This window comes from Ramlibacter sp. MMS24-I3-19, from assembly GCF_050320135.1.
GTDB lineage: Bacteria > Pseudomonadota > Gammaproteobacteria > Burkholderiales > Burkholderiaceae_C > Ramlibacter.
Genome location: NZ_CP190017.1, coordinates 938990 through 964159, shown reverse-complemented (window position 1 = coordinate 964159; position 25170 = coordinate 938990). Strand labels below are relative to the sequence as shown.

The 25170-nt window shown below is 67.4% G+C and carries 21 protein-coding genes and 2 pseudogenes; 11 read left to right on the top strand and 12 right to left on the bottom strand.

Annotated elements, in window-relative coordinates; translation table 11 throughout:
• Positions 1-425: 425 nt before the first annotated feature.
• Positions 426-1319 carry a succinate--CoA ligase subunit alpha gene (sucD, locus tag ACPWT1_RS04675; RefSeq protein WP_427914244.1) on the bottom strand — a complete coding sequence of 298 codons (894 nt, stop codon included), beginning with the start codon at positions 1317-1319 and terminating at the stop codon, positions 426-428.
• An 18-nt stretch (positions 1320-1337) separates the two neighbouring features.
• Positions 1338-2503, bottom strand: a pseudogene (sucC, locus tag ACPWT1_RS04670) (ADP-forming succinate--CoA ligase subunit beta).
• A gap of 147 nt (positions 2504-2650) precedes the next feature.
• On the opposite strand from sucC, the gene argC reads away from it, so the two are divergent.
• Entirely contained in the window at positions 2651-3571 is a 921-nt protein-coding gene (gene argC / locus ACPWT1_RS04665; RefSeq protein ID WP_427914243.1) for an N-acetyl-gamma-glutamyl-phosphate reductase, read from the top strand.
• Positions 3572-3588: 17 nt separating this feature from the next.
• Here the strand turns inward: argC and recX are convergent, their stop codons facing one another.
• A complete protein-coding gene (gene recX, locus ACPWT1_RS04660) occupies positions 3589-4041 on the bottom strand; it encodes a recombination regulator RecX (protein ID WP_427914242.1) in 453 nt (150 codons plus the stop codon).
• Between the two features lie 15 nt (positions 4042-4056).
• Positions 4057-5115, bottom strand: a complete 1059-nt coding sequence (gene recA / locus ACPWT1_RS04655) for a recombinase RecA (RefSeq protein ID WP_427914241.1) — start codon at positions 5113-5115, stop codon at positions 4057-4059.
• Between the two features lie 143 nt (positions 5116-5258).
• Between recA and ACPWT1_RS04650 the strand changes: the two genes are divergently transcribed.
• The 3 genes from ACPWT1_RS04650 to ACPWT1_RS04640 all read left to right on the top strand — a co-directional run bounded on the left by ACPWT1_RS04650 (position 5259) and on the right by ACPWT1_RS04640 (position 8044).
• Positions 5259-5738, top strand: coding sequence for a MarR family winged helix-turn-helix transcriptional regulator (locus ACPWT1_RS04650; protein WP_427914240.1), 480 nt, complete (start codon positions 5259-5261; stop codon positions 5736-5738).
• Between the two features lie 82 nt (positions 5739-5820).
• A complete protein-coding gene (locus tag ACPWT1_RS04645; protein WP_427914239.1) occupies positions 5821-6495 on the top strand; it encodes a response regulator in 675 nt (224 codons plus the stop codon).
• Between the two features lie 73 nt (positions 6496-6568).
• Positions 6569-8044, top strand: a complete 1476-nt coding sequence (locus ACPWT1_RS04640; RefSeq protein ID WP_427914238.1) for a sensor histidine kinase — start codon at positions 6569-6571, stop codon at positions 8042-8044.
• On the opposite strand, the gene ACPWT1_RS04635 is transcribed toward ACPWT1_RS04640, so the two are convergent.
• The 4 genes and pseudogenes from ACPWT1_RS04635 to ACPWT1_RS04620 all read right to left on the bottom strand — a co-directional run.
• The gene (locus ACPWT1_RS04635; protein WP_427914237.1) at positions 8029-8688 is read right to left on the bottom strand and encodes a glutathione S-transferase family protein; all 660 of its coding nucleotides are present in this window, start codon (positions 8686-8688) and stop codon (positions 8029-8031) included. The two genes, ACPWT1_RS04640 and ACPWT1_RS04635, sit on opposite strands and share 16 nt — an antisense overlap.
• 16 nt (positions 8689-8704) lie before the next feature.
• A complete protein-coding gene (locus ACPWT1_RS04630; protein ID WP_427914236.1) occupies positions 8705-9349 on the bottom strand; it encodes an SPOR domain-containing protein in 645 nt (214 codons plus the stop codon).
• 7 nt (positions 9350-9356) lie between these two features.
• The gene (locus tag ACPWT1_RS04625) at positions 9357-10115 is read right to left on the bottom strand and encodes a biotin--[acetyl-CoA-carboxylase] ligase (RefSeq protein WP_427914235.1); all 759 of its coding nucleotides are present in this window, start codon (positions 10113-10115) and stop codon (positions 9357-9359) included.
• 70 nt (positions 10116-10185) lie between these two features.
• Positions 10186-10650, bottom strand: a pseudogene (locus tag ACPWT1_RS04620) (SET domain-containing protein); the annotation flags it as partial.
• A gap of 119 nt (positions 10651-10769) precedes the next feature.
• Here ACPWT1_RS04620 and ACPWT1_RS04615 point away from each other — a divergent pair.
• Positions 10770-13730 carry a DNA topoisomerase III gene (locus ACPWT1_RS04615; RefSeq protein WP_427914234.1) on the top strand — a complete coding sequence of 987 codons (2961 nt, stop codon included), beginning with the start codon at positions 10770-10772 and terminating at the stop codon, positions 13728-13730.
• Positions 13731-13746: 16 nt separating this feature from the next.
• On the opposite strand, the gene ACPWT1_RS04610 is transcribed toward ACPWT1_RS04615, so the two are convergent.
• The 4 genes from ACPWT1_RS04610 to tkt form a co-directional block, all read right to left on the bottom strand.
• On the bottom strand, positions 13747-14259 hold the full coding sequence (locus ACPWT1_RS04610) for an N-acetyltransferase family protein (protein WP_427914233.1): 513 nt from the start codon (positions 14257-14259) through the stop codon (positions 13747-13749).
• 27 nt (positions 14260-14286) lie between these two features.
• Positions 14287-15525, bottom strand: a complete 1239-nt coding sequence (locus ACPWT1_RS04605; RefSeq protein WP_427914232.1) for an adenylate/guanylate cyclase domain-containing protein — start codon at positions 15523-15525, stop codon at positions 14287-14289.
• Between the two features lie 117 nt (positions 15526-15642).
• On the bottom strand, positions 15643-16644 hold the full coding sequence (gene gap / locus ACPWT1_RS04600) for a type I glyceraldehyde-3-phosphate dehydrogenase (RefSeq protein ID WP_427914231.1): 1002 nt from the start codon (positions 16642-16644) through the stop codon (positions 15643-15645).
• Positions 16645-16726: 82 nt separating this feature from the next.
• The gene (gene tkt, locus ACPWT1_RS04595) at positions 16727-18808 is read right to left on the bottom strand and encodes a transketolase (RefSeq protein ID WP_427914230.1); all 2082 of its coding nucleotides are present in this window, start codon (positions 18806-18808) and stop codon (positions 16727-16729) included.
• Positions 18809-18908: 100 nt separating this feature from the next.
• Here tkt and ACPWT1_RS04590 point away from each other — a divergent pair, with 100 nt between their 5' ends.
• The 6 genes from ACPWT1_RS04590 (at position 18909) to ACPWT1_RS04565 (ending at position 25002) form a co-directional block, all read left to right on the top strand.
• Positions 18909-19277, top strand: coding sequence for an S-adenosylmethionine decarboxylase family protein (locus tag ACPWT1_RS04590; RefSeq protein WP_427914229.1), 369 nt, complete (start codon positions 18909-18911; stop codon positions 19275-19277).
• 31 nt (positions 19278-19308) lie between these two features.
• Positions 19309-20004 (top strand): N-acetylmuramate alpha-1-phosphate uridylyltransferase MurU, encoded by a 696-nt coding sequence (gene murU, locus ACPWT1_RS04585; RefSeq protein ID WP_427914228.1) that lies wholly within the window; start codon positions 19309-19311, stop codon positions 20002-20004.
• Positions 20005-20073: 69 nt separating this feature from the next.
• Entirely contained in the window at positions 20074-21471 is a 1398-nt protein-coding gene (locus ACPWT1_RS04580; protein ID WP_427914227.1) for an aminopeptidase P N-terminal domain-containing protein, read from the top strand.
• 115 nt (positions 21472-21586) lie between these two features.
• Entirely contained in the window at positions 21587-23911 is a 2325-nt protein-coding gene (locus tag ACPWT1_RS04575) for an NADP-dependent malic enzyme (protein ID WP_427914226.1), read from the top strand.
• Between the two features lie 205 nt (positions 23912-24116).
• A complete protein-coding gene (locus tag ACPWT1_RS04570; RefSeq protein WP_427914225.1) occupies positions 24117-24521 on the top strand; it encodes a ribonuclease domain-containing protein in 405 nt (134 codons plus the stop codon).
• Positions 24522-24573: 52 nt separating this feature from the next.
• Positions 24574-25002 carry a barstar family protein gene (locus tag ACPWT1_RS04565; RefSeq protein ID WP_427914224.1) on the top strand — a complete coding sequence of 143 codons (429 nt, stop codon included), beginning with the start codon at positions 24574-24576 and terminating at the stop codon, positions 25000-25002.
• Positions 25003-25170 lie beyond the last annotated feature (168 nt).

Here is a 25170-nt window from a genome sequence, read left to right as displayed (position 1 = left end):
CCCGACGGGGTGGCCAGAGTCCGCAGTCCTGACGAATGGGCCGCCGGCTCGCACCGCCTTCGCGGCCGGATCATAGCTGGTGGCTGCAATGCTCCCTTGGGTGCTCGCAGCATCGTCGCTGGAGGCGACGAACCAGTCTGCGCGCCAGGACTGACGCCGCTTCGACGATGAAGATCTACTCACTTCGCCCCTCGCCCGTAGGCCGCCCGCGCTGTCCTCGAGGACAACCCCACCCCGCGACACCGTGAGGGTGCAGGACTCCGAGCGCGACGTTACCAGACGGTCCCTGCACGAACAAGGAAGTTTGACGCGGCGGCAGTACGTTTTGTTGCAGGTCCACCGCAACATGAGTGGGGCGCTTCTGAAACGAAAAGGCCGACGGACAGACCGTCGGCCTCTTTGGCTGGCGCTTTGGTGCGCCGCGATCAGACCAGCGACTTGAGCAGCTTGCCCATCTCGGACGGATTGCGCGTGACCTTGAAGCCGCACTCCTCCATCACCGCCAGCTTGGCATCGGCGGTGTCGGCGCCGCCGGAGATCAGCGCGCCGGCATGGCCCATGCGCTTGCCGGGAGGCGCCGTCACGCCGGCGATGAAGCCCACCACCGGCTTCTTCATGTTGGCCTTGCACCAGCGCGCCGCATCGGCTTCGTCCGGGCCGCCGATCTCCCCGATCATGATCACGGCGTCGGTGTCCGGATCGTCGTTGAAGGCCTTCATCACGTCGATGTGCTTCAGGCCGTTGATCGGGTCGCCGCCGATGCCCACGGCCGTGGACTGCCCCAGGCCGATCTCGGTGAGCTGCGCCACCGCTTCATACGTGAGCGTGCCCGAGCGCGAGACCACGCCGATGCGGCCCTTGCGGTGGATGTGGCCCGGCATGATGCCGATCTTGATTTCGTCGGGCGTGATCAGGCCCGGGCAGTTGGGCCCCAGCAGCAGCGTCTTCTTGCCGCCCTTGGCTTCCTTCTGCTTCATCCTGTTGCGCACTTCCAGCATGTCGCGCACCGGGATGCCTTCGGTGATGCAGATGGCCAGGTCCAGGTCGGCCTCCACCGCTTCCCAGATCGCGGCCGCGGCACCGGCTGGCGGCACGTAGATCACGGAGACAGTCGCACCGGTCTGCTTGGCCGCTTCCTTCACCGAAGCGTAGATCGGGATGTTGAAGATCGACTCGCCCGCCTTCTTCGGGTTCACGCCGGCCACGAAGCAGTTCTTGCCGTTGGCGTACTCCTGGCACTTCTCGGTGTGGAACTGGCCGGTCTTGCCCGTGATGCCCTGGGTGATGACCCGGGTGTCCTTGTTGATGTAGATCGACATGTCAGTGATTCCCCGGCTTCAGGCCTTCTTGACGGCGGCCACGACCTTCTGGGCCGCTTCGGCCATCGTGTCCGCGCTGATGATCGGCAGGCCCGAGTCGGCCAGCATCTTCTTGCCCAACTCCTCGTTGGTGCCCTTCATGCGCACCACCAGCGGCACCTTCAGGTTCACCGCCTTGCACGCCGTGATCACGCCCGTGGCAATGGTGTCGCAGCGCATGATGCCGCCGAAGATGTTCACCAGGATCGCCTTGACCTTGGGGTTCTTCAGCATGATCTTGAACGCCTCGGTCACCTTCTCCGGGGTGGCGCCGCCACCCACGTCCAGGAAGTTGGCCGGCTCGGCGCCGAACAGCTTGATGGTGTCCATGGTGGCCATCGCCAGGCCCGCGCCGTTCACCAGGCAGCCGATGTTGCCGTCCAGCGAGATGTAGGCCAGGTCGAACTTCGATGCCTCGATCTCGGCCGGGTCCTCTTCATCGAGGTCGCGCAGCGCCACGATGTCCGGATGGCGGAACAGCGCGTTGGAGTCGAAGTTGAACTTGGCGTCCAGCGCGATGACGTTGCCCTTGCTGTCGCGATTGAGCGGATTGATCTCCACCAGCGACGCATCGGTGTCCATGTAGCACTTGTACAGCTTGCGGCACACGTCCACGAACTGCGCCTGCGAGTCCGCGGGCATCCCGACGCCCTTGGCCAGTTCCTGGCCCTGCGCATCGGTCAGGCCGGTGAGCGGGTCGACAAACACCTTGACGATCTTGTCCGGATGGCTGTGCGCCACTTCCTCGATGTCCATGCCGCCCTCGCTGGAGGCAATGAACGCCACCTTCTGCGTGGCGCGGTCGGTCACCACCGACAGGTAGTACTCCTTCTGGATGTCCGCGCCGTCCTCGATGTACAGGCGCCGCACCTTCTGGCCTTCGGTACGGTCTGGTGGGTCTTCAGCTGCATGCCCAGGATCTGGCCGGCGAGCTTCTTCACGTCATCGATCGACTTGGCCACCTTCACGCCGCCGCCCTTGCCGCGGCCACCGGCGTGGATCTGCGCCTTGACCACCCACACGGGGCCGCCCAGCTTCTGCGCGGCCTCGACCGCTTCCTGCACGGTGAACGCCGGGATGCCGCGCGGCACCGGCACGCCGAAGCTGCGCAAGATCTCCTTGCCTTGGTACTCGTGAATCTTCATGGGAACTCTCTCGGAGGTACGTGGGGAGTGCAGGCGGAAGCGCGGCGGTGGCGGAGCCTGCGAGATGCAGCCGCGAACTGTATCATGGTGCATCGCACAAAACCGGCTGCATGCACCCAGCGCGGCCGTTGTTTCCACAGGAGCGCCATGCCCAAGGTCTTCATCGATGGCGAGGCCGGCACGACCGGCCTGCAAATTCGCGAACGGCTGCAGACCATGCCGCAGGTCGAGCTGGTCAGCATCGCGCCCGAACGCCGCAAGGATCCGGCCGCGAAGCGCGAGTTGATGGCGGGCGTCGACCTGGTGATCTTCTGCCTGCACGACGAGGCCGCCCGCGAATCAGCGGCGATGGTCGACGAGATCCGGCGTGAGCGGGGCCGTGCCCCGCGCATCATCGACGCATCCACGGCGCATCGTGTGGCCGAAGGCTGGGTGTTCGGATTTCCTGAACTGGTCGAAGGGCAGGCCGACGCGATCCGCAGGGCCGATCGCGTCAGCAATCCAGGCTGCTATGCCACGGGCGCGATTGCATTGCTGCGGCCGCTGGTGGATGCAGGCATCCTGCCGCCGGACTACCCCGTGACGCTGCCATCCGTGAGCGGCTATTCTGGCGGTGGTCGCACCATGATCGAAGCATACGAGGCCGGGACCGCCCCGGCCTACGAGCTGTACGCGCTAGGCCTCAAGCACAAGCACCTGCCGGAGATCATGAAGTACACGGGGATGACCCGGCGTCCGATCTTCGTGCCGTCGGTGGGCGACTTCCGCCAGGGCATGCTGGTGCAATTGCCGCTGCACCTGGACACGCTGCCGGGCAAGCCGAGTCCGCAGGACCTGCACGACGTGCTGGCGCGCCACTATCGTGGCAGCCAGTGGGTGACCGTGGAGGAGCCGACCGAGGACGGCAAGCTGGAACCCACCGCGCTGAACGACACCAACCGGATGGAACTGCGGGTCTACCGCAACATGGACTACGCGCACGCGGTGCTGATCGCCCGGCTGGACAACCTGGGCAAGGGCGCCAGCGGCGCGGCGGTGCAGAACCTGAAGCTGATGCTCGGACTGTGAGGCCGCGCGCAACGCGCTCAGTCGTCCTCACCCGCCCCACCCAGCACCCGCTGGATCACCTCACCGCCGAAGCCCCGCGCCGCCAGGAACCGTGACTGCCGGCCGCGTTCGGCAGCATCGTGCGGCGGCGCCTCGAATTTGCGCTTCCACACCTCGCGCGCCCGGGCGAGCTCGGTTCCGCGCAGTTGCTGCAGCGCCTGGGTGACCAGTTCGCCATCGATGCCCTTGGCCTGCAGTTCCTGGCGGATGCGGCCGGCGCCCAGGCGCTGCGCGCGCCGGTGCAGCACGGAGTCGACCACGCGCTGCTCGCTGATGAAGCCCTTGGCTTGCAGGTCGTCGAGCACGCGCGCGAGTTGCTCCGGCTCCTCTTCGTACTTGCCCAGCTTGCGCTCCAGCTCGGCGCGGGAATGCTCCCGTCCGCCGAGCAGGCGCAAGGCCCTTCCCTTGAGTGACAGCTGAACCTGCGGCATCCCGCGATGAAATGCTTATTCGTCCTCGCCGGCTTCGACCGGCAGCAGCGCGATGCCCAGCGAGTCGCGGATCTTGTTCTCGATCTCGCGCGCCAGCTCCGGGTTCTCGCGCAGGAACTCGCGCGCGTTGTCGCGGCCCTGGCCGATCTTCTCGCCGTTGTACGCATACCAGGCGCCCGACTTCTCGAGGATGCGCGCGGTGACGCCCATGTCGATGACCTCGCCCTCGCGCGAGATGCCCTCGCCGAACAGGATGTCGAACTCCGCCGTCTTGAAGGGGGGCGAGACCTTGTTCTTCACGACCTTGACCTTGGTCTCGTTGCCGATCGCTTCCTCGCCCTTCTTGATCGTGCCGGTGCGGCGGATGTCGAGGCGGACCGAGGCGTAGAACTTCAGCGCATTGCCGCCGGTGGTGGTCTCGGGGCTGCCGAACATCACGCCGATCTTCATGCGGATCTGGTTGATGAAGATGACCATGCAGTTGGTCTTCTTGATCGTGGCGGTGAGCTTGCGCAGGGCCTGCGACATCAGGCGCGCCTGCAGGCCGGGCAGCGAGTCGCCCATCTCGCCTTCGATTTCCGCCTTGGGCACCAGCGCCGCGACCGAGTCGACCACGATTAGGTCGACGGCGCCGGAACGCACCAGCGAGTCGACGATCTCGAGCGCCTGCTCGCCGGTGTCGGGCTGGCTGATCAGCAGGTCCTGCAGGTTGACGCCCAGCTTCTGCGCGTACTGCGTGTCCAGCGCATGCTCGGCGTCGACGAAGGCGCAGGTTCCCGCCAGGCGCTGCATCTCGGCGATGACCTGCAGCGTGAGCGTGGTCTTGCCCGAGGACTCGGGGCCATAGATCTCGACCACCCGGCCGCGGGGCAGGCCGCCGACACCCAGGGCGATGTCCAGGCCCAGCGAGCCGGTGGAGACGACCTGGATGTCCTCGATCTTCTCGCCCTCGCCGAGCCGCATGATGGTGCCCTTGCCGAACTGCTTCTCGATCTGGGCGAGAGCGGCCTGGAGGGCCTTGGACTTCTCGCTGTCCGCCGCCGCGATCTTGCTGCCCTTGACTTGCGCATCCATGGAAATCTCCTTGTGAATCAATAGGTTGGTTGCTGCCGCATCCCCTGTCTCGATTCACAGGCTGGATGCATGGCCAGTACTCTAACGCGACAGATGCGGGCGCGTAAACGTGGTTTTTGGTCAGTTTGCCTTACCATCCGGGAATGCTCCCGCAACCGGATGAGGCTTGGCGCCAGACCCACCTCGGGCGCCTTCTGGGCCACGCGTCCCGGCGGTTCGACGAACGCGTGCTGTCGCTGATGGCGCACAACGTCGACGTGCCCCTGGCGCTGTCGAACCTAGCGGCCCGCGCGCAGGTTGGCGCCGCGCATGTGCACGTCACCCGGCATCTCGCGCTCGACGGCTCGCGCCTCACCGACCTGGCGCAGCGGGCGGGGATGACCAAGCAGGCGATGGGCGACCTCGTCACGCAGTGCGAGGCCTGGGGGCTGGTCGTGCGCAAGCCGGACCCACTGGATGCGCGCGCGCGCCTGGTCACGTTCACCGACACCGGCCTGGCCTGGCTGCGAGCATTCCGCGATGCCGTGCAGCAGGCGGAGGACGAGTTCCGCGCCGAGGTCGGCAAGGACGTTGCAACCGTGGTCGCTCTGGGCCTGGAGGCGTACGCCGGGCCTGCGGCTTGAGCACGCGCAAGGGGCGGCAGGCACCCAAGCCTAAAATTTAAGCAGGTGCAGCCGCGGGCGCGCTCGAAAACAGGAGACAGGCATGCGAATCCTCATCGCCGAAGACGACCAGGTGCTCGCCGACGGCCTTCTGCGCAGCCTGCGCGCTTCGGGTGCCGCCGTCGACCACGTGAGCAGCGGGACCGAGGCCGACGCTGCGCTGCTGACGAACAACGAGTTCGACCTCCTGATCCTGGACCTGGGCCTGCCCCGGCTGCATGGCCTCGAGGTGCTGCGCAAGCTGCGCAGCCGCGGCTCCAGCATGCCGGTGCTGATCCTCACCGCCGCCGACAGCGTCGACGAACGCGTCAAGGGCCTCGACCACGGCGCCGACGACTACATGGCCAAGCCGTTCTCGCTGCAGGAACTGGAAGCCCGCGTGCGGGCACTCACGCGGCGCGGCATGGGCGGCACCACCAGCACCATCAAGCACGGCCCGCTGGTCTACGACCAGGCCGGGCGCGTGGCGACGATCGACGGCCGGATGGTCGAACTCTCCGCTCGCGAACTGGGCCTGCTGGAGGTGCTGTTGCAGCGTGCCGGCCGCCTGGTCAGCAAGGACCAGCTGGTGGAACGCCTGTGCGAATGGGGCGAGGAGGTGAGCAACAACGCCATCGAGGTGTATATCCACCGGCTGCGCAAGAAGATCGAGAAGGGACCGATCCGGATCGCCACCGTGCGCGGGCTCGGCTACTGCCTCGAGAAGATTCCGGGTTGAGCGTCCCACGTCGCGCAGCATGCCGCAAGGATCGTTCATCGCTTGACGCAACGCTCGAGGCCGAACCACTCCCATGAAGATCTTCCAGCGTGAGCAGCGCTCGCTGTTCGGCGAGATCCTCGACTGGATGCTCACGCCGCTGCTGCTGCTGTGGCCCGTGAGCCTGGCGCTCACCTGGCTGGTCGCGCAAAGCATCGCCGGCAAGCCGTTCGATCGCGCGCTCGAGTACAACGTGCAGGCCCTGGCGCAGCAGGTCACGGTGCAGGAACAGCGCCTCGTGTTCTACCTGCCACAGCCCGCGCGCGAGATGCTGCGTGCCGACGATTCCGACCAGGTCTATTACCAGGTCCGCGGCCCCCGGGGCGAGGCGCTGAGCGGCGAACGCGACTTCCCGCTGCCACCCGAGGAGGAACGCCCCGCACCGGGGGAGGTGCGCCTGCGCGACGACGAGATGCGAGGCTTCGACGTGCGGGTGGCGTACACCTGGGTGCGGGCCGATCTTCCTGGCGGACCGCTGGTGCTGGTGCAGGTAGCCGAGACGCGCGAGAAGCGCTCGGTGCTGGCCACCGAGATCATCAAGGGGGTGATGCTGCCGCAGTTCGCGATCCTGCCGTTGGCGGTGCTGCTGGTCTGGCTGGCCCTGGTGCGCGGCATCAAGCCGCTGTCGCAGCTGGAAGAGCGCATCCGCGCGCGCAAGCCGGACGACCTTTCCCCGCTGGACGACCGGGCCGTGCCGCTGGAGGTGGCGCCGCTGGTGTCCTCGGTGAATGACCTGCTCACCCGGCTGAAGGATTCCATTGCGACGCAGAAGCGGTTCCTTGCCGATGCCGCGCACCAGCTGAAGACTCCGCTGGCCGGCCTTCGCATGCAGGCCGACCTCGCACAGAGAGAGAACGCCAACGCGGAGGAACTGAAGAAGTCGCTCAAGCAGATCGGCCGATCCAGCATTCGTGCCACGCACACCGTCAACCAGTTGCTCGCCCTGGCGCGGGCCGAGTCCAGCGGCAAGACCCTGCCGCGATCCGCCTGCGACCTGCCCCAGCTCACGCGCGAAGTGGTGCAGGACCTGCTGCCGCGCGCCCTCGATCGGCGGGTGGACCTGGGGTACGAAGGAGCGTTGCCAGGTGCCAGCGGCGTCGCGGTGCAGGGGAATCCGACACTCCTGAAGGAATTGATCCGCAACCTGGTCGACAACGCGATCAACTACACGCCGTCCAGCGACGCGCAACCCGGCGTCGTGACTGCACGCGTGCTGACGGATCCCAGCGGCGAGGCGGTCGTGCTGCAGGTGGAGGATTCCGGCCCGGGCATTCCGGAGGCCGAACGCGAGCTCGTGTTCCAGCCGTTCTACCGCTCGCTCGGCACCAACGTCGACGGCTCCGGGCTGGGCCTGCCCATCGTGCTGGAGATTGCGCGCCAGCACGGGGCCGACATCCGCGTCGAGGATGCCCATCCGGGGCACAACCCGCCCGGCGCGCGGCTGGTCGTTCGCTTCGTCGTGACGGAGCTTGCGTCGCGCGCGACTGGAGCCGCTCAGGCTGCCTGGTAGACGTTCAGCTGCAGCCGCTCGCGCGCGACCGCCCGCGCGACCGCGGGCAACTGGGCGACCTTCTGCACATGCGCCCAGAGCGCCGGGAACGTCGTCGGATCGATGCCCGCAAACCCGCCCCAGCGCAGCAGCGTGAGTGCATAGGCATCGAGCGGACCGAACTGCGGGCCTGCCAGGTATGCCGAACCGGCTGCGGCAGCCTTCTCTGCCATGGCCTCGATGTCCGCCAGCATGGGCCGGTACAGCCGTGCGTTGTACGCCTTGAGCTCGACCTGCACCTCGGGCTTGTCGCTGTACTTGAACGGCATGAACACATGCGTGAACGTCGGGTGCACGGTGTTGTTCATCCAGGCCAGCGTCTCCATCACCTTGGCGCGGGCGACCGGCTCCGCGGGCAGGAACCCGGCCGCCGGATGCCGACGGTCAAGGTAGTCCACGATGGCGACGATCTGCGTGATCACGGCATCGCCGTCCACCAGCACCGGCACCTGGCCGTGCGGGTTCAACGCGCGGTACTCCGGCGTGTTCTGCTCGCCCTTGTGCAGCTTCACCAGCACCGGCTCGAACGGCTCGCCCAGCGTCTCGAGCAGCGTGTGCGGCACGAACGAACAGGCGCCCGGCGCGAAGTACAGCTTGCGTGTCATGACGTGATCTCCAGTGTCAGCGGCACGGCCGCAGTGTCTTGCCTGCGAGCGCGGTGCGCAGCTCGTCGAGCCGGCCCTGCATGTCGTCGTTGACGGCCGGCAGGGTCAGCTGCTGGCCTTTCACCTCGGGCCGCTCCTGCACCACGTGCGCGGTGTGCACGCCGCGCGCGGCGAGGCGCTCCAGCAACTGGTTGGCTTCGGCCTGCGTGGGAAATCCGCCAAGGGACAGGCCGGGCTCCAGTTCGGGATTGGCAACCGGCTCGAAGGTCACACCGATCTGTCGCAGCTCCGACTTCTTCTTCGCGACGTTGTCCGGACTGGGGTACTTGCCCATGTAGACGATCCACCGCGCGGGCTCGCTCACCGGGACCAGCGTCCAGCTGCCGGCGGGCCAGCCAGCCAGCGCCTGCGTCACGGGAGCGACCGCGGTGTCATCGATCGGGCCGGCCTGCAGGCACTCCGCACTGCGTGCCCCCGTTTCGATCTTCCGCACGTCCTCGGCGCTCAGTTCCCGGACTGCCTGGGGCTTGATCTGCTGCGCGACCCGGTTCGGCTCGCTCTGCTGCACCGGCGCCAGCCCCAGCGGCTGCAACTGGCCCTGCGCCCACGCGAAGTAGAGGGCGTTGGCCAGGAGCAGCAGGAGGACAAGCAGGCGCAGCATGGATCGATCAGTCGGCCGGCCGCACGCTCACTTCCGAGCTGGTCACGGCGACCGGGCCGGCGGCAGTATGCACGAGCAGTGCGCCCTGTCCATCCACGCCTTGCGCAACGCCCTCAGTCCCATCGGACAGACGCACCGGGCGGCCGGCCAGCACGTCGCGGCGCGCGAATGCATCGTGGAACGGGCCGAACCCCTCCGCTTCGAACCGCTGCAGCGCGCCAACCAGTGCTGGCACCACAGCCAGCAGCGCAGCACCTGCGTCCATTCCGGGACACACCTGCTGCAGGAAGGCTGGCGGCGTGGAGAGGCCGTGCGCAGGACGCGGCAGCACGTTGAGGCCGACGCCGACGATGGCGTAGCGGGCCTGCGAGTCCGGCCCGGCACTCGCTGTCTCGATCAGGATTCCGCCGAGCTTGGCCTCCCCCACCCACAGGTCGTTGGGCCACTTCAGCCGGATGGATGGATGCAGCGCCTCGGCAATGGCCAGGCCCACGGCCAGCGACAGTCCCCACCACGATCGGGGCTCCAGCACGCGCCCCGCCGAGAAGGTGAGCGAAGCGCCCGGTTCGCTCTGCCACGGGCGGCCCAGCCGACCTCGCCCCGCTGTCTGCTGCTCGGCCACCAGGACGACGGGATCGAGCTGGCCGGCACGCGCACGGCGCATCAGTTCGCTGTTGGTGGAATCGATCTCCGGCAGCAGCTCGGCTGTCAGCCCCGGCAGCAGCGCCACCGACTGTTCCCACACGGCTTCGAGAGGCCAGGTCATGCGTGCACGTCGCGAAGGAACTCGAACGCCGGAGCGCCCTCCAAGTCGCTGCCCCGGCGGCTCAGCGCCGGCGCTTGGGCGCCAGCAACGTGCCCCGGCAGGCCTTGGCGCCGCACCAGCAGGGATACTCGGCCTTCAGCTTCTTCGTGTACGGCTCGTCGATGATGAGGCCGTAGTCGTAGTTCAGCTCCTCGCCAGCCTTGATGTTGCGCAGCGCCTTGATGAAGACGCGCCCATCCTCCTCGTCGGCCTCGCAGTTGGGGGCGCACGAGTGGTTGATCCAGCGCGAGGAGTTGCCGCCGTACAGCGCGTCGATCACGCGCTTCTCGTCGACATGGAAGTAGAAGGTGTGGTTCGGGTCGTTGGGATCGTGCGGATGTCGCCGCTGGGCCTCGGCCCACGTGATGATCTCGCCGACGTACTCGATGATGGTCTCGCCCTCGGCGATGTCCTGGACCGCGAAGACGCCCTTGCCGTGGATGCCCGACTTGCGCGTCTGGATTTTTCGCCCGGCCTGGACTGCTTTTGCTGGCATGGATGGAAGTCTGATAAGTTGAATGTGCACACGTACGCGTGCGCGCATGCGCGCACGTGGAGCCGAGATTGTAGGAACAACGAAAGGCGCGCCCCCGGAAGGCGGCGCACACACCACCCGTGACAGGAAAGACACTGGTCATCGCCGAGAAGCCATCCGTCGCCCAGGACATCGTCCGCGCGCTGACGCCGGTGGCCGGCAAGTTCGACAAGCACGACGAGTATTTCGAGAACGACACCTATGTCGTCACGAGCGCCGTCGGCCACCTGGTGGAAATCCAGGCACCCGAGGAATTCGACGTCAAGCGCGGCAAATGGAGCTTCGCGCACCTGCCGGTGATCCCGCCGTTCTTCGACCTGAAGCCGGTCGACAAGACCAAGTCGCGGCTGAACGCGGTGGTCAAGCTGGCCAAGCGCAAGGACGTGACCGCGCTGGTGAACGCTTGCGACGCCGGACGCGAAGGCGAGCTGATCTTCCGCCTGATCGAGCAGTTCGCGTTCGGCAGCGACGAGGCAGCGGGCAAGAAGGCCGCCACGGCACGCAAGCCGGTGCGTCGGCTGTGGCTGCAATCCATGACCCCGCAGGCGATCCGCGACGGTTTCGACCAGCTGCGCACGGACAAGCAGATGGAAGGCCTGGCCAGCGCGGCACGTTCGCGCTCGGAGGCCGACTGGCTGGTGGGCATCAACGGCACCCGCGCGATGACCGCGTTCAACTCGCGCGACGGCGGCTTCTTCCTCACCACCGTGGGCCGGGTGCAGACACCCACGCTGGCCGTCGTCGTCGAACGCGAGGAACAGATCCGCAAGTTCGTCAGCCGCGACTACTGGGAGGTGCACGCCACCTTCGTGGCGGAAGCCGGCGAGTACCCCGGCAAGTGGTTCGATCCCAAGTGGAAGAAGAACCCCGACGATGCGGAGCTGCGCGCCGACCGCGTGTGGTCGCAGCGCGAGGCCGAGGCCATCGCCGACGCCGTGCGCGGCAAGTCAGCCAGCGTCACGGAAGAATCCAAGCCGACCACCCAGGCTTCGCCGCTGCTGTTCGACCTGACGTCGCTGCAGCGCGAAGCCAACGGGCGCTTCGGGTATTCGGCCAAGACGACGCTGGCGCTGGCGCAGTCGCTCTACGAACGGCACAAGGCACTGACCTACCCGCGAACCGACTCGCGCGCGCTGCCCGAGGACTACCTGGCCACCGTCAAGGACACCATGGGCATGCTGGCGAGCAGCGGCATGGGCCACCTCGCACCGTACGCGAAGGAAGCGCTGGACAAGGGCTACGTCAAGCCGACCAAGCGGGTGTTCGACAACAGCAAGGTCTCCGACCACTTCGCGATCATTCCGACCTTGCAGGCAGCCAGCGGGCTGTCGGACGCGGAGCAGAAGCTTTATGACCTCGTCGTGCGACGCTTCCTCTCGGTGTTCTTCCCGAGCGCCGAGTACCTGGTGACCACGCGCATCAGCCAGGTGGCGGGACACAGCTTCCGCACCGACGGCAAGGTGCTGGTCCGGCCCGGCTGGCTTGCGATCTGGGGCAAGGAGGCCGACCAGGAGGGCGACGAGAACAGCAAGACGCTGGTCCCGGTCAAGGATGGCGAGATGGTGCGGGCCGACACCGTGGAGGCACGCGGGCTGAAGACGCGGCCGCCGGCACGCTACTCCGAAGCCACGCTGCTCGGCGCGATGGAAGGCGCCGGCAAGCTGGTCGAGGACGACGAACTGCGCGAGGCGATGCAGGAAAAGGGATTGGGCACGCCGGCCACCCGCGCCGCCACCATCGAAGGCCTGATCACCGAGAAGTACATGCTGCGCGAAGGGCGGGAACTGATTCCCACCGCCAAGGCATTCCAGCTGATGACGCTGCTGCGCGGCCTGGGCGTCGAGGAGCTGACCAAGCCCGAACTCACCGGCGAGTGGGAATACAAGCTGGCCCAGATGGAGCACGGCCGCCTCTCGCGCGACGCGTTCATGCGCGAGATCGCCGAGATGACGAAGCACATCGTCAAGAAGGCCAAGGAGTACGACCGCGATACCGTGCCGGGTGACTACGCCACCCTGAAGACGCCTTGCCCCAACTGTGGCGGCATCGTGAAGGAGAACTACCGGCGCTACACCTGCGCGGGGCGCAGCGGCAGCGGCGACGATGCCTGCGGCTTCTCGTTCACCAAGCTCCCCGCGGGGCGCGCGTTCGAGCTGGACGAGGTCGAGCAGTTCCTGCGCGACAAGAAGATCGGTCCTCTGGAGGGCTTCCGGTCCAAGGCGGGCTGGCCGTTCACGGCCGAGATCGCGCTGAAGTACAGCGACGAGGACAAGAACTGGAAGCTGGAATTCGACTTCGGCGACGAAGCCGATCCTGCGGAAACGGGCGAGCTGGTCGACTTCTCGGGCCAGGAATCGCTCGGGCCGTGCCCGAAGTGCGCGTCACGCGTGTTCGAGTTCGGCAAGAACTACCTCTGCGAGAAATCGGTGCCGACCGCAGCGCAGCCGACACCGAGCTGCGACTTCAAGACCGGCCAGATCATCCTGCAGCAGCCGGTCGACCGCGACCAGATGCGCAAGCTGCTGGCGACCGGCAAGACGGACCTGCTGGACAAGTTCGTCTCGATGCGCACGCGTCGGCCATTCAAGGCGTTCCTGGCCTGGGACGCGGAAGCCGGCAAGGTGAACTTCGCCTTCGAGCCACGCGAGAGCAAGTTCCCGGCGCGCAAGGGTGCGCCCGGGCGCCCAGCGCGTGAGCCGGCGGCGAAGTACGCCGCCAAGACGGCCGGCAAGACGGCTGCGAAGGCGCCCTCGGCCAAGAAGGCCCCTGCCGCGAAGAAGGCGGCGCCGGCGAAGTCAGCGCGCAAGGCGGGGCCGGGCCTGACGCCCAGCCCCGAGCTGGCCGCGGTGATCGGCGCGGAACCGGTGGCCCGCACCGAGGTGATCAAGAAGCTGTGGGACTACATCAAGGCCAACGGCCTGCAGGACACGGCCAACAAGCGCGCCATCAATGCCGACGCCAAGCTGCACAAGGTGTTCGGCAAGCCGCAGGTGACCATGTTCGAGCTGGCCGGCATCGTGGGCAAGCACCTGCAGGGGTGAGTGCCTGCGCGACGCGCTACGGCGCGTCGTCCGGCGTGAGTGCAAGGTGCATGTGCACCTTGCCGAAAGCGCGGCCGTCCACCCGGATGGCGCGCGGTTCGGTCCCGAACGCCTGGAAGCCTGCCTTGCGATAGAGCCGCTGTGCCGCGGCATTGCCGTCCGTGACCGTGAGCACGAGGTCGGTGAGGCCAGCCTGCCGCGCGTGCGCGAGCAGCACTTGCAGCAGTGCAGCACCGATGCCGCGGCCTGCGGCGTCGCCAGGCACGTACATGCCGACCACCTTGGCCTTGTGCTGCTCCTTGGGTCGGCGCAGCAGCTCCAGGCCCACGATGCCGCAAAGCGTCTCGCCCGCGAATGCGCCCCACAGCACCTGCTGCGGGGAAGCCAGCCTGGACTCGGTGACCGCCAATGGCCGCGCGGCATCCTCCTCCCAGCTGGACGTGAATGCCTCGGGATGCTCGTGCAAGCCACGCAGGCGAAGGGCCCGGTAGGCCGCTGCGTCGGCGGCGGTGAGGCGACGGAGTTCCATCGCCTGATCATCGCCCAGCGTGGCGGATCACGCCGCCAGGGTCGCCGGATGCGCCTGGGCCTCGACAGCAGCCGATGCTTCGCCCACCAGCCAGTAGGTGAGCACGCGGCCCCGACCCTGCAGTTCGATCAATCCGCGTCCGGCCAACGTGAACCGCGCGGCGGCCTGCTGCGCCACGGCGTCGGTGACATGGATGCTGCCGGCACGTCCCGCGGCCTCGACGCGGCTCGCCACGTTGACCGTGTCGCCCCAGACGTCGTACAGGAATCGCTTGGTGCCAAGCACCCCGCCCACCGCCGGCCCCGCGTGGATGCCGATGCGCATCGCCAGCTCCGTGCCGTTGACGCGGTTGTAGCGCTCGAGAGCGTCGCGCATGTCCAGCGCCAGCTGGCACAGCGCCGGCACCCTGGCATCCGCGACGGCCATGTAGGCGTCGCCGATCGTCTTGATCTTCTCGACGCCATGCTTCTCCACCAAGGCGTCGAACGCCGTAAAGATCTCGTCCAGCACGAGGACCAGCGCCTCTGGCGGCAACCGGTTGGCGTAGCGCGTGAAGCCCGCGATGTCGGCGAACAGCACGCCCAGGTTCTGGAACTTGCGTGCAGTGATGCGCCGTTCGCGCTTCAGTTCCTCGGCCACTGCGAGCGGCAGCACGTTGTGGAGCAGCTCGTCGGCCCGTCGCCGTTCGGCCTGTGCACGCTGCGTCTGGCGGTACAGATCCAGGTCGCGGGAGAACGTGATGCGGTCCAGCCAGAGGCACAGCACGACAACGCAGAACGGGTTGACCAGCGACGACACGACGAGGATGGCGTCACCCCCATCGCGCCGCCAGACGGGGATCGCCAGCACCAGCAGTGTCGCTGCGTACAACGGCTGCCGCATGCGCCGCGGCGTGGCCGCCACCGCCGCGCCGAAGGTGAGCCCGGCAGCGTAGATCGAGAAGTCGCCGCGCATGCTGCCGTCGACGGCGCCGATCCAGGCGCACAGGGTGATGAACACGGCGCAGAACGCGTGCAGCGGAAGCTCGCGACCGCGATGGGCGGGCCACCAGCGATCGGCGAGCACGACGGCGACGCAGACCAGTTCCGCCGTGACCTGCCACGCGACGAGCCACTCGAGGCTTCCAATGCCGCGCCGAAGCAGTGGCAGATCGGTCGCCACCGCGGCCGGCGGCAGCAGCAAGCCGACGACCCTGCAGTAGCGCACCGTCAAGCCCCAGCTCCTGTGCGCCAGCCAGCGCCTGAATGCCGTGTCCTCCTGCTGCATGCCGCCCCTCCTTTCACGTGGAAGGCGACCATAGGAGTGGCCTCGCGCGCGCGTCAACGCGCGACCCCATGAAAAAACGCGCCCGAAGGCGCGTTTCTCGTGCAGCTGCAGGAGCGCTCAGCGGGCGGCCACCACGCGGCACATCTCCAGCACCTTGTTCGAGTAGCCCCACTCGTTGTCGTACCAGCTCACCAGCTTGACGAACGTGCCGTCCAGGGCAATGCCGGCCTCGGCGTCGAAGATCGAGGTGCGCGCGTCGCCGACGAAATCGGTGGCCACGACCTTGTCCTCGGTGTAGCCCAGCACGCCCTTGAGCGCGCCTTCCGACTGGGCCTTGAACTCGGCGCAGATGTCCTTGTAGGCCGCTTCCTTGTTCAGCTCCACCGTGAGGTCGACCACGGACACATCGGAGGTCGGAACCCGGAACGCCATGCCGGTGAGCTTCTTGTTCAGCTCGGGAATCACGACGCCCACCGCCTTGGCCGCCCCAGTCGACGACGGAATGATGTTCTCGAGGATGCCGCGGCCGCCGCGCCAGTCCTTGTTGCTCGGGCCGTCGACCGTCTTCTGGGTGGCGGTGGCGGCGTGCACGGTGGTCATCAGGCCGCGCTTGATGCCCCACTTGTCGTTCAGCACCTTGGCCAGCGGCGCCAGGCAGTTGGTGGTGCAGGACGCGTTGGAGATGATCGCCTCGCCCTTGTACGTCTTGTGGTTCACGCCGAAGACGAACATCGGCGTGTCGTCCTTGGACGGGGCCGACATGATCACCTTCTTCGCACCCGCGGTGACGTGCTTCTGCGCGCCTTCCTTGGTGAGGAAGATGCCGGTGGACTCGACCACCACCTCGGCGCCGACGGCGCCCCAGTTCAGCTCCGCCGGGTCCTTGACCGCGGTGAGGCGGATGCGCTTGCCGTTGACGACCAGCGTGTTGCCGTCCACCGAGACCTCGCCCTTGAAGCGGCCGTGCACGCTGTCGTACTGCAGCATGTAGGCCAGGTAGTCGGGCTCGAGCAGGTCATTGATGCCCACCACCTCGATGTCGTTGAAGTTCTGCACCGCGGCGCGGAACACCATGCGGCCGATGCGGCCGAATCCGTTGATCCCGATCTTGATGGTCATTGATGGCTCCGAAGGATGAGAAAGGCAATGGTTGGATCTTGCCGCAATGCAGCGTGGCCGTGCGGCGTGGGGGATGGCCCGTTCAGCGCGACAGCACGGCCCGCACCGTGTCCGCGACGTTCTCCGGCGTGAACCCGAAGTGCTTGAAGAGCACGTTGGCCGGCGCCGATTCGCCGTAGGTGTCGATGCCCACCACGGCGGCGCAGCCGTACTTCCACCAGAAGTCGGTCACGCCGGCTTCGACCGCGATGCGCGGCACGCCGGCGGGCAGTACGTCCTGCTTGTAGGCGGCGCTCTGGCGATCGAACGTGGTGGTGCTGGGCATGGAGACGACACGCACCGCGATGCCTTGCTGGCCCAGTTGCTCCTGGGCCTTCAGCGCCAACTGCACCTCGGAGCCGGTGGCGATGATCACGGCGCGCGGGCGGCCACGCACACCGACTTCGGTCGGCTCGGCCAGCACGTAGCCGCCCTTGCTGATGTCCTCGAGCCCGGCCTTCGGCGCATAGGTCAGGTTCTGTCGCGAGAGCAGCAGCGCCGTGGGGCGCGCCCGGTTCTGCAGCGCCACCGTCCAGGCCACCGTGGTTTCGGCGGTATCTCCCGGGCGCCACACATCCAGGTTCGGGATCAGGCGCAGGCTGGCAGCGTGCTCGACCGACTGGTGGGTCGGGCCGTCTTCACCCAGGCCGATCGAGTCGTGCGTGAACACGTGCACGACCCGCTGCTTCATCAGGGCCGCCATGCGGATCGCGTTGCGGCTGTAGTCGCTGAAGGTGAGGAAGGTGCCGCCGTACGGGATGTAGCCGCCATGCAGGGCGATGCCGTTCATGATGGCGGCCATGCCGAACTCGCGCACGCCGTAGTTGATGTGGCGCCCGATGCGGCCGTCCTCGGTGCGCTGCACTTCACCGGCAAGGTTGAACCGCAGCGGCGGCGTGCTCTTGGTGTTGGTGAGGTTGGAGCCGGTCAGGTCGGCGCTGCCGCCCAGCAGCTCGGGCAGGGCGGCGGTGAATGCTTCCAGGGCGATCTGCGACGCCTTGCGCGAGGCCACGGTCTCGGCCTTGGCATGCGCAGCCAGGGCTGCATCGACGGCCACTTGCGCGAAGTTGCGCGGCAGCTCGCCCTTCATGCGGCGCGCGAATTCGCCGGCCAGCTCCGGATGCTCGGCGCGGTACGCAGCGAAGCGCTTGTCCCACTCGTCCTGCGCGGCGCGGCCCTTGGCCTTGGCATCCCACGCCGCGTAGACCTCGCGGGGCACCACGAACGGCTCGTGCGGCCAGCCCAGCGCCTCGCGCGTGAGCTTGACCTCCTCCAGCCCCAGCGCCTCGCCGTGTGCCTTGGCCGTGTTCACGCGGTTCGGGCTGCCCTTGCCGATCTGGGTCTTGGCGACGATCAGCGTCGGCTTGTCGGGGCTGCGGCGCGCATCGGCGATGGCGCGGTCCACGGCATCGACGTCGTGGCCATCCACCGGCCCGATCACGTTCCAGCCATACGCCCGGAAGCGCGCCGGCGTGTCGTCGATGAACCAGGGGGCGACCTGGCCGTCGATCGAGATGCCGTTGTCGTCGTACACGGCGATCAGCTTGTTCAGCTTCCAGGCACCGGCGAGCGCGCAGGCCTCGTGGCTGATGCCCTCCATCAGGCAGCCGTCGCCCATGAAGACGTAGGTAAAGTGGTCGACGACCGCATGGCCGTCGCGGTTGAATTCGGCCGCGAGCAGCTTCTCGGCCAAGGCCATGCCCACGGCGTTGGTGAGGCCCTGTCCCAGCGGGCCGGTGGTGGTTTCCACACCCGGCGTCACGCCCACCTCGGGATGGCCCGCCGTCTTGCTGTGCAGTTGGCGGAAGTTCTTCAGCTCGTCGAGTGGCAGGTCATAACCGGTCAGGTGCAGCAGCGAATAGACCAGCATCGAGCCGTGGCCGTTGGACAGCACGAAGCGGTCGCGGTCGAACCATGACGGGTCGGTGGGACTGTGCTTCAGGTGCCGGCCCCACAACGCGACCGCGATGTCGGCCATGCCCATGGGCGCGCCGGGATGGCCGGAGTTGGCCGCCTGCACGGCGTCCATGGACAGCGCCCGGATGGCGTTGGCCATCTGCCGGGCGCCGATGTCGGTTTCGGTGGGAGAAGCAGACTGGAGATCGGGGGCGGTGGAGGCGAGCATGGAGGGCGGGTGGGGAAACCCCGGATTTTAAGGTGGCGCCCTCCTTCGACCCCGGCAGCGCAGGCCAGGACCTCCCACGTCATCGTCTACAGTGCGCCCCATGCGCGGCCTACACCTTACCGCCGACCTGTACCAGTGCCGTTGCGAGCCGCGCTGGCTGACCGACGCCGAGGCCCTGGGTGACTGGACCCGGCAGGCTGCCGAGGCGGTGGGGCTGGACGTGCTCGAGGAGGTGGCGCGCCCGACCGCCGAGGACGGCAGCGTCACCGCGGTCCTCGTGCTGGCCCACTCCCATGTCTGCCTGCACACCTGGCCTGCCCAACGCGCAGCGACGGTCGACGTGTACCTCGCCAGCAGCAGGGCGGACATGTCGGCGAAGGCGCGCGGGCTGATCTACGCGCTGGTGAATCGTTTCGCGCCGGAATGGACCGAGCAGCGCTCGCTGGATCGGGGCACCGAAGGCGAATGAACAGGAACAACGAATGACGGGAGCCCGGGCCATGATCCTGGCGGCTGGTCGCGGCGAGCGGATGCGCCCGCTGACCGACAGCTGTCCGAAGCCGCTGCTGCAAGTCAGGGGCAAGCCGCTGATGGAGTACCACCTGGATGCGTTCGGCCAAGGCGGGTTCCACGATGTCGTGGTCAACACCGCGTGGCTCGGCGAGCAGATCGAGGACCGCTTCGGACCGCGGACCGCGAGCGGTGTGCGCGTGGCCTATTCGCACGAGGGCAGGGATTTCGGCGGCGCACTGGAAACTGCCGGCGGGATCGCTCGGGCGCTGCCTCTCCTGGACGAGGTGTTCTGGATCGTCGCCGGGGATGTCCACATGCCGGGGTTCGCGTTCACGCAGGCGGACTACGAACGATTCGCCGCCAGTGGCAGGCTCGCGCATCTCATCCTCGTGCCCAATCCGGAGCACAACCCGCGCGGGGACTTCGGATTGGATCCGGATGGAATCGCTCGGAGCAGCGCTGACGTGCGCTACACCTATTCGACCACCGGCCTGTTCCGGCGCGCGCTGTTCGACGGCATCCCGGCGGGCAATCCACAGGGCCTGAAGATCAAGCTCGCGCCGCTGCTGCGCGAGGCCATGGACCGCCGGGTGGTCACGGCCCACCTGTATCAAGGACCGTGGACGGACGTCGGCACGCCCGAGCGGCTGCGCGCACTGGATGCAGCAGGCAACCCATCCTGAGGCGAGTGCGCCGAAAGCATGCCGATCCAGCCCCGCGCGGCCCCAAACCAAACCATCGACAATCCCGCCATGAACATCGAGCTTCCCTTCTCGCTGTACGCCGAGCGACGCTCGCGCGTGGCGGCGGCCATCGGCCCGAACGGCGTCGCTCTGATCCCCACCGCGCTGGAGCGTCCGCGCAACCGCGACAGTGACTTCCTGTTCCGGCACGACAGCTACTTCTACTACCTCACCGGGTTCACCGAACCGAATGCGTGGCTGGTGATCACCGGCGACGGAGCGAGCACGCTGTTCTGCGCCCCGAAGGATCTGGAACGCGAGATCTGGGACGGCTACCGCCTTGGCCCCGGCGCGGCGATTGAGGCGCTGGGCGTGCAGTCCGCGTATGCGATCGGCGAGCTGGACACACGCCTGCCCAGACTGCTGGAGAACCGCGACGCGGTCTGGTACCCCTTCGCCATCCACGCAGGACTGGAGGCACGCGTGGGCGAATGGCTGAACCAGGTCCGTGCCCGCGTGCGCTACGGCGCGCTCTGCCCCGAGCAGCAGCGCGACCTGTGCACGGTGCTGGACGAGATGCGCCTCATCAAGGACGCGCACGAGCAGGACATCATGCGACGCGCCGCCCGCATCAGCGCGCACGCGCATGTCCGGGCCATGAAGCTGTCCGCACGCATGCTGCGCGAAGGCAAGGACGTGCGCGAGTACCACCTGGATGCCGAGCTGCTGCACGAATTCCGCATGCATGGCTCGCAATACCCGGCGTACACCTCGATCGTGGCCGCCGGCGCCAACGCCTGCGTGCTGCATTACCGCGCGGCCGATACGCCGCTGTGTGCCGGCGAGCTGGTCCTGATCGATGCCGGCTGCGAGCTCGATGGCTATGCCAGTGACATCACGCGCACCTTCCCCGCTGACGGCAGGTTCACCGGGCCTCAGCGCACCCTGTACGACCTCGTGCTCGCCTCCCAGGAAGCTGCGGTGGCTGCCACGCGCGCCGGCGCCCGCTTCAACGATCCGCACGACGCCACGGTCAAGGTACTCGCCCAGGGCATGCTCGATGTCGGCCTGCTGGATCGCAACAAGGTCGGCGGCGTCGATGACGTGATCGAGCAGCGCGCCTATTTTCAGTTCTACATGCACCGCACCGGGCATTGGCTGGGCATGGACGTGCACGATTGCGGCAGCTACGTCGAGCCGTCGCAGGTCGGCGAGGTCAGCGAGCGCAAGGACCCGCTCTCCGGCGAGGTGATCAGGAACCGTCCCAGCCGCGTCCTGAAGCCCGGCATGGTGCTGACCATCGAGCCGGGCATCTACGTGCGCCCGGCCGAGGGCGTGCCGGAGGCGTTCCACAACATCGGCATCCGCATCGAGGACGACGCCATCGTCACCGCCGGCGGCTGCGAGCTGATCACGCGTGACGTGCCCGTGAAGGCCGCCGAGATCGAAGCCCTGATGCAGGCCTGAACCGGGCCGGGCTGGGCGCACCACGGCAGTGGCTGCGCCGGTCCTACAATCGCAACCCCACCATGAACGGCCAGCGGCGCGTGGCGACGCGTCGTGCCACAGGAGACACACGCCCATGCCCCCCACCGAATCGCTGAACTCGGCCGAGAAACGCGCCGAGTTGCGTCAGGCGGCGCTCGAATACCACGAGCACCCCACGCCGGGCAAGGTCGCGATCGCGGCCACCAAGCAGTTGATCAACCAGCACGACCTCGCGCTGGCCTACTCGCCCGGCGTCGCCGCGCCGTGCGAGGAGATCGTCAAGGATCCCGCAGCGGCGTTCCGCTACACGTCGCGGGGCAATCTCGTGGCCGTGATCACCAACGGCACCGCCGTGCTGGGCCTGGGTGACATCGGCCCGCTGGCCTCCAAGCCGGTGATGGAGGGCAAGGGTGTCCTCTTCAAGAAGTTCGCCGGCATCGACGTCTTCGACATCGAGATCAACGAGAAGAACGACCTGGACAAGCTGGTCGACGTGATCGCCGCGCTGGAGCCCACCTTCGGCGGCATCAACCTCGAGGACATCAAGGCGCCGGACTGCTTCTACGTCGAGCGCAAGCTGCGCGAGCGGATGAAGATCCCGGTGTTCCACGACGACCAGCACGGCACCGCCATCGTCGTCGGCGCGGCCATCATCAACGGGCTGAAGGTGGTGGGCAAGGACATCCGCGAGGTTAAGCTCGTGACCTCGGGTGCGGGCGCCGCGGCGCTGGCCTGCCTGGACCTGCTGGTCCATCTGGGCCTGCCGCGCGAGAACATCTTCGCCACGGACCTGGCAGGCGTCGTCTACGAAGGCCGCAAGGAGCTGATGGACGCGGACAAGGCGAAGTTCGCGCAGAAGACGTCGGCGCGCACCCTGGCCGAGGTGGTCAAGGGTGCCGACATCTTCCTGGGCCTGTCGGCGAGCAACGTGCTCAAGCCGGAGATGGTCAAGTCGATGGCCAAAGATCCGCTCATCCTCGCGCTGGCGAACCCGAACCCGGAAATCATGCCGGACGAGGCGAAGGCGGTGCGGCCCGACGCCATCCTCGCCACCGGCCGCACCGACTTCCCGAACCAGGTCAACAACGTCCTGTGCTTCCCGTACATCTTCCGTGGCGCGCTCGATTCGGGCGCGACCACCATCACGGTGGAGATGGAGATCGCCGCGATCCACGCGATCGCGGAGCTGGCGCAGGCCGAGCAGAGCGAGGTGGTTGCCGCCGCCTACGCGGGCCAGAAGCTCTCGTTCGGCCCCGACTACCTGATTCCCAAGCCGTTCGATCCGCGCCTGATGATGAAGATCGCGCCGGCGGTGGCGCAGGCCGCTGCCGACAGCGGCGTCGCGCTGCGGCCGATCAAGGACATGGACGCCTACCGCGAGAAGCTGCAGAGCTTCGTCTATGCGTCGGGCACCACCATGAAGCCGATCTTCACCGCCGCCAAGCAGGCGGAGAAGAAGCGCGTGGCGTTCTGCGAGGGCGAGGAGGAGCGTGTGCTGCGGGCCGCCCAGATCGTGGTGGACGAAGGCATTGCCCGGCCGACCTTCATCGGCCGTCCGGCCATCATCTCCCAGCGCATCGAGAAGTTCGGGCTGCGCCTGGAGCAGGGGCGCGACTACGACATCGTCAACGTGGAGCAGGACGACCGCTATCGCGACTTCTGGCAGACCTACCACCGCATGATGGACCGCAAGGGCGTCACCGTGCAGATGGCCAAGATCGAGATGCGCCGTCGCCTCACGCTGATCGGCGCGATGCTGCTGCACAAGGATCAGGTGGACGGGATGATCTGCGGCACCTGGGGCACCACCGAGATCCACCTGAAGTACATCGACCAGGTGATCGGCCGCCGCGAGGGCGTGGGCACCTACGCCTGCATGAACGGGCTGGTGCTGCCGAACCGGCAGGTGTTCCTGGTGGACACCCACGTCAACTACGACCCGACGGCGGCGCAGCTGGCCGAGATCACCGTGATGGCTGCCGAGGAGATGCTGCGGTTCGGCATCAAGCCGAAAGTGGCCCTGCTGTCGCACTCCAACTTCGGCTCGAGCAACCAGCCCAGCGCCGTCAAGATGCGCGACACCCTGGCGCTGCTGCGGGACGCCGCGCCCTGGCTGGAGGTCGACGGCGAGATGCACGGCGACGTGGCCTTGGACGGCGCTTCGCGCGACCTCCTGATGCCGCACAGCACCCTGGCCGGCGACGCCAACCTGCTGGTGCTGCCCAACATCGACGCCGCCAACATCTCGTACAACCTGCTCAAGACGGCAGCCGGCGGGAACATCGCGATCGGCCCGGTGCTGCTGGGCGCCTCCAAACCCGTCCACATCCTGACAGCCAGCACGACCGTCCGCCGGATCGTGAACATGGCCGCGCTGACGGTCGCTGACGCGAACGCGTCGCGAGAAGCCCGCGGCTGACAGCGGGCGCTAACTTAGCCGACTCGTTCCGGTCTCCGAAAAGCCTTGGCGCCTGCCCAAAAATTGGGCAGGCGCTTGCCTTTTGTGACCGGATCATTCACACTTGCGCCCTGAATTTTTCGGGTAAACCCGGGGATCTCGACGGTCCCAGGTGGTGCCCGGAAGGCGTCCCCAGGTCACCCCAGAGGTCCTCTTTTCCTGCGTCATGGCGCGGTTTGCTGCCTTCAAGTTTGCGCTCACTAGCCTCTTGTTTGCAGTTGCGCTTGCCGGTCCCGCGCCGGTGCAGGCCAAGGGTCCCCAGGAGCGCCCGGTCGACGGCAGCCCGGCCACCATCCGCGTGCCCGAGCTTCCCCGGCAGGGCAGGGAAACCTACGAACTGATCCGCCAGGGCGGACCGTTCCCGTACGACAAGGACGGCTCGGTGTTCGGCAACCGCGAGCGGCAGCTCCCGGCGGCCAGGCGCGGCTACTGGCGCGAATACACCGTGGCGACGCCAGGTTCACGCGACCGGGGGGCCCGGCGCATCGTGTGCGGCGGCCCCGCCCGGATGCCGGACACGTGCTACTACACCGCTGACCATTACTCGAGTTTTCGCAAGATCGTGGAGTGACCCAGACATGAAGCGGGACCTGTTTTTGACATCCATGGAAAGAGACGCGGAGATGGAAACTTCCCTTCGCCCGGACATCAGCGACACGCCATTGAAGGGTGTGCGCAGCAACATCGTGCAGTCCATCCGTGCCCACCGCGTGCAGGACCTGCAGGACACCGCACGCGCTCTCGGCCAGCACTTCCTCTACGCCAACCTGGCCAACGCGCAGAGCAAGCAGGACGTGCTGGACCTGCTGGCCCAGCAGTTCATGCTGCCGGCGCATTTCGGCAAGAACTTCGACGCCCTCTACGACTGCATGACCGACCCGGTCCACAAGTCGGGGCCGCAGCCGGGTTTCATCGTCGTGCTGGAGCAGATTCCCGCCACGGCGAAGTTCGACAAGGAAGCACGCGAACAGCTGCTGGACATCTTCCGTGACACGGCCGACTATTGGGCCGACCGGAAGATACCGTTCAGGTGTTTCTATTCTTTTCTGTAGCCCGTTCTGCACAAGCTGGCCAAGCAGAACGGGCGAACGAGGCTCAAGGCAACGAAGCCCCCGTCACGGCCCCCGCAGTCACCGAAGCCGGTGAGAAGATGCCCACCGACAAGCTGGTCGACGTCTCACCGCTGGCCCTGCGCATGAGCAGCCCTTTCAACGCAGGGT

Bases quoted from the DNA above. Each gene is read 5' to 3' on its own strand.
- ACPWT1_RS04635 (WP_427914237.1), bottom strand. From the start codon at position 8,688: ATGACACGCAAGCTGTACTTCGCGCCGGGCGCCTGTTCGTTCGTGCCG.
- ACPWT1_RS04590 (WP_427914229.1), top strand. From the start codon at position 18,909: ATGCGCGGCCTACACCTTACCGCCGACCTGTACCAGTGCCGTTGCGAG.
- sucD (WP_427914244.1), bottom strand. From the start codon at position 1,319: ATGTCGATCTACATCAACAAGGACACCCGGGTCATCACCCAGGGCATC.
- gap (WP_427914231.1), bottom strand. From the start codon at position 16,644: ATGACCATCAAGATCGGGATCAACGGATTCGGCCGCATCGGCCGCATG.
- ACPWT1_RS04650 (WP_427914240.1), top strand. From the start codon at position 5,259: ATGCTCCCGCAACCGGATGAGGCTTGGCGCCAGACCCACCTCGGGCGC.
- ACPWT1_RS04575 (WP_427914226.1), top strand. From the start codon at position 21,587: ATGCCCCCCACCGAATCGCTGAACTCGGCCGAGAAACGCGCCGAGTTG.
- ACPWT1_RS04580 (WP_427914227.1), top strand. From the start codon at position 20,074: ATGAACATCGAGCTTCCCTTCTCGCTGTACGCCGAGCGACGCTCGCGC.
- ACPWT1_RS04570 (WP_427914225.1), top strand. From the start codon at position 24,117: ATGGCGCGGTTTGCTGCCTTCAAGTTTGCGCTCACTAGCCTCTTGTTT.
- ACPWT1_RS04625 (WP_427914235.1), bottom strand. From the start codon at position 10,115: ATGACCTGGCCTCTCGAAGCCGTGTGGGAACAGTCGGTGGCGCTGCTG.
- recA (WP_427914241.1), bottom strand. From the start codon at position 5,115: ATGGATGCGCAAGTCAAGGGCAGCAAGATCGCGGCGGCGGACAGCGAG.
- murU (WP_427914228.1), top strand. From the start codon at position 19,309: ATGATCCTGGCGGCTGGTCGCGGCGAGCGGATGCGCCCGCTGACCGAC.
- ACPWT1_RS04645 (WP_427914239.1), top strand. From the start codon at position 5,821: ATGCGAATCCTCATCGCCGAAGACGACCAGGTGCTCGCCGACGGCCTT.
- ACPWT1_RS04640 (WP_427914238.1), top strand. From the start codon at position 6,569: ATGAAGATCTTCCAGCGTGAGCAGCGCTCGCTGTTCGGCGAGATCCTC.
- ACPWT1_RS04605 (WP_427914232.1), bottom strand. From the start codon at position 15,525: ATGCAGCAGGAGGACACGGCATTCAGGCGCTGGCTGGCGCACAGGAGC.
- ACPWT1_RS04565 (WP_427914224.1), top strand. From the start codon at position 24,574: ATGGAAACTTCCCTTCGCCCGGACATCAGCGACACGCCATTGAAGGGT.
- tkt (WP_427914230.1), bottom strand. From the start codon at position 18,808: ATGCTCGCCTCCACCGCCCCCGATCTCCAGTCTGCTTCTCCCACCGAA.
- ACPWT1_RS04610 (WP_427914233.1), bottom strand. From the start codon at position 14,259: ATGGAACTCCGTCGCCTCACCGCCGCCGACGCAGCGGCCTACCGGGCC.
- ACPWT1_RS04630 (WP_427914236.1), bottom strand. From the start codon at position 9,349: ATGCTGCGCCTGCTTGTCCTCCTGCTGCTCCTGGCCAACGCCCTCTAC.
- argC (WP_427914243.1), top strand. From the start codon at position 2,651: ATGCCCAAGGTCTTCATCGATGGCGAGGCCGGCACGACCGGCCTGCAA.
- recX (WP_427914242.1), bottom strand. From the start codon at position 4,041: ATGCCGCAGGTTCAGCTGTCACTCAAGGGAAGGGCCTTGCGCCTGCTC.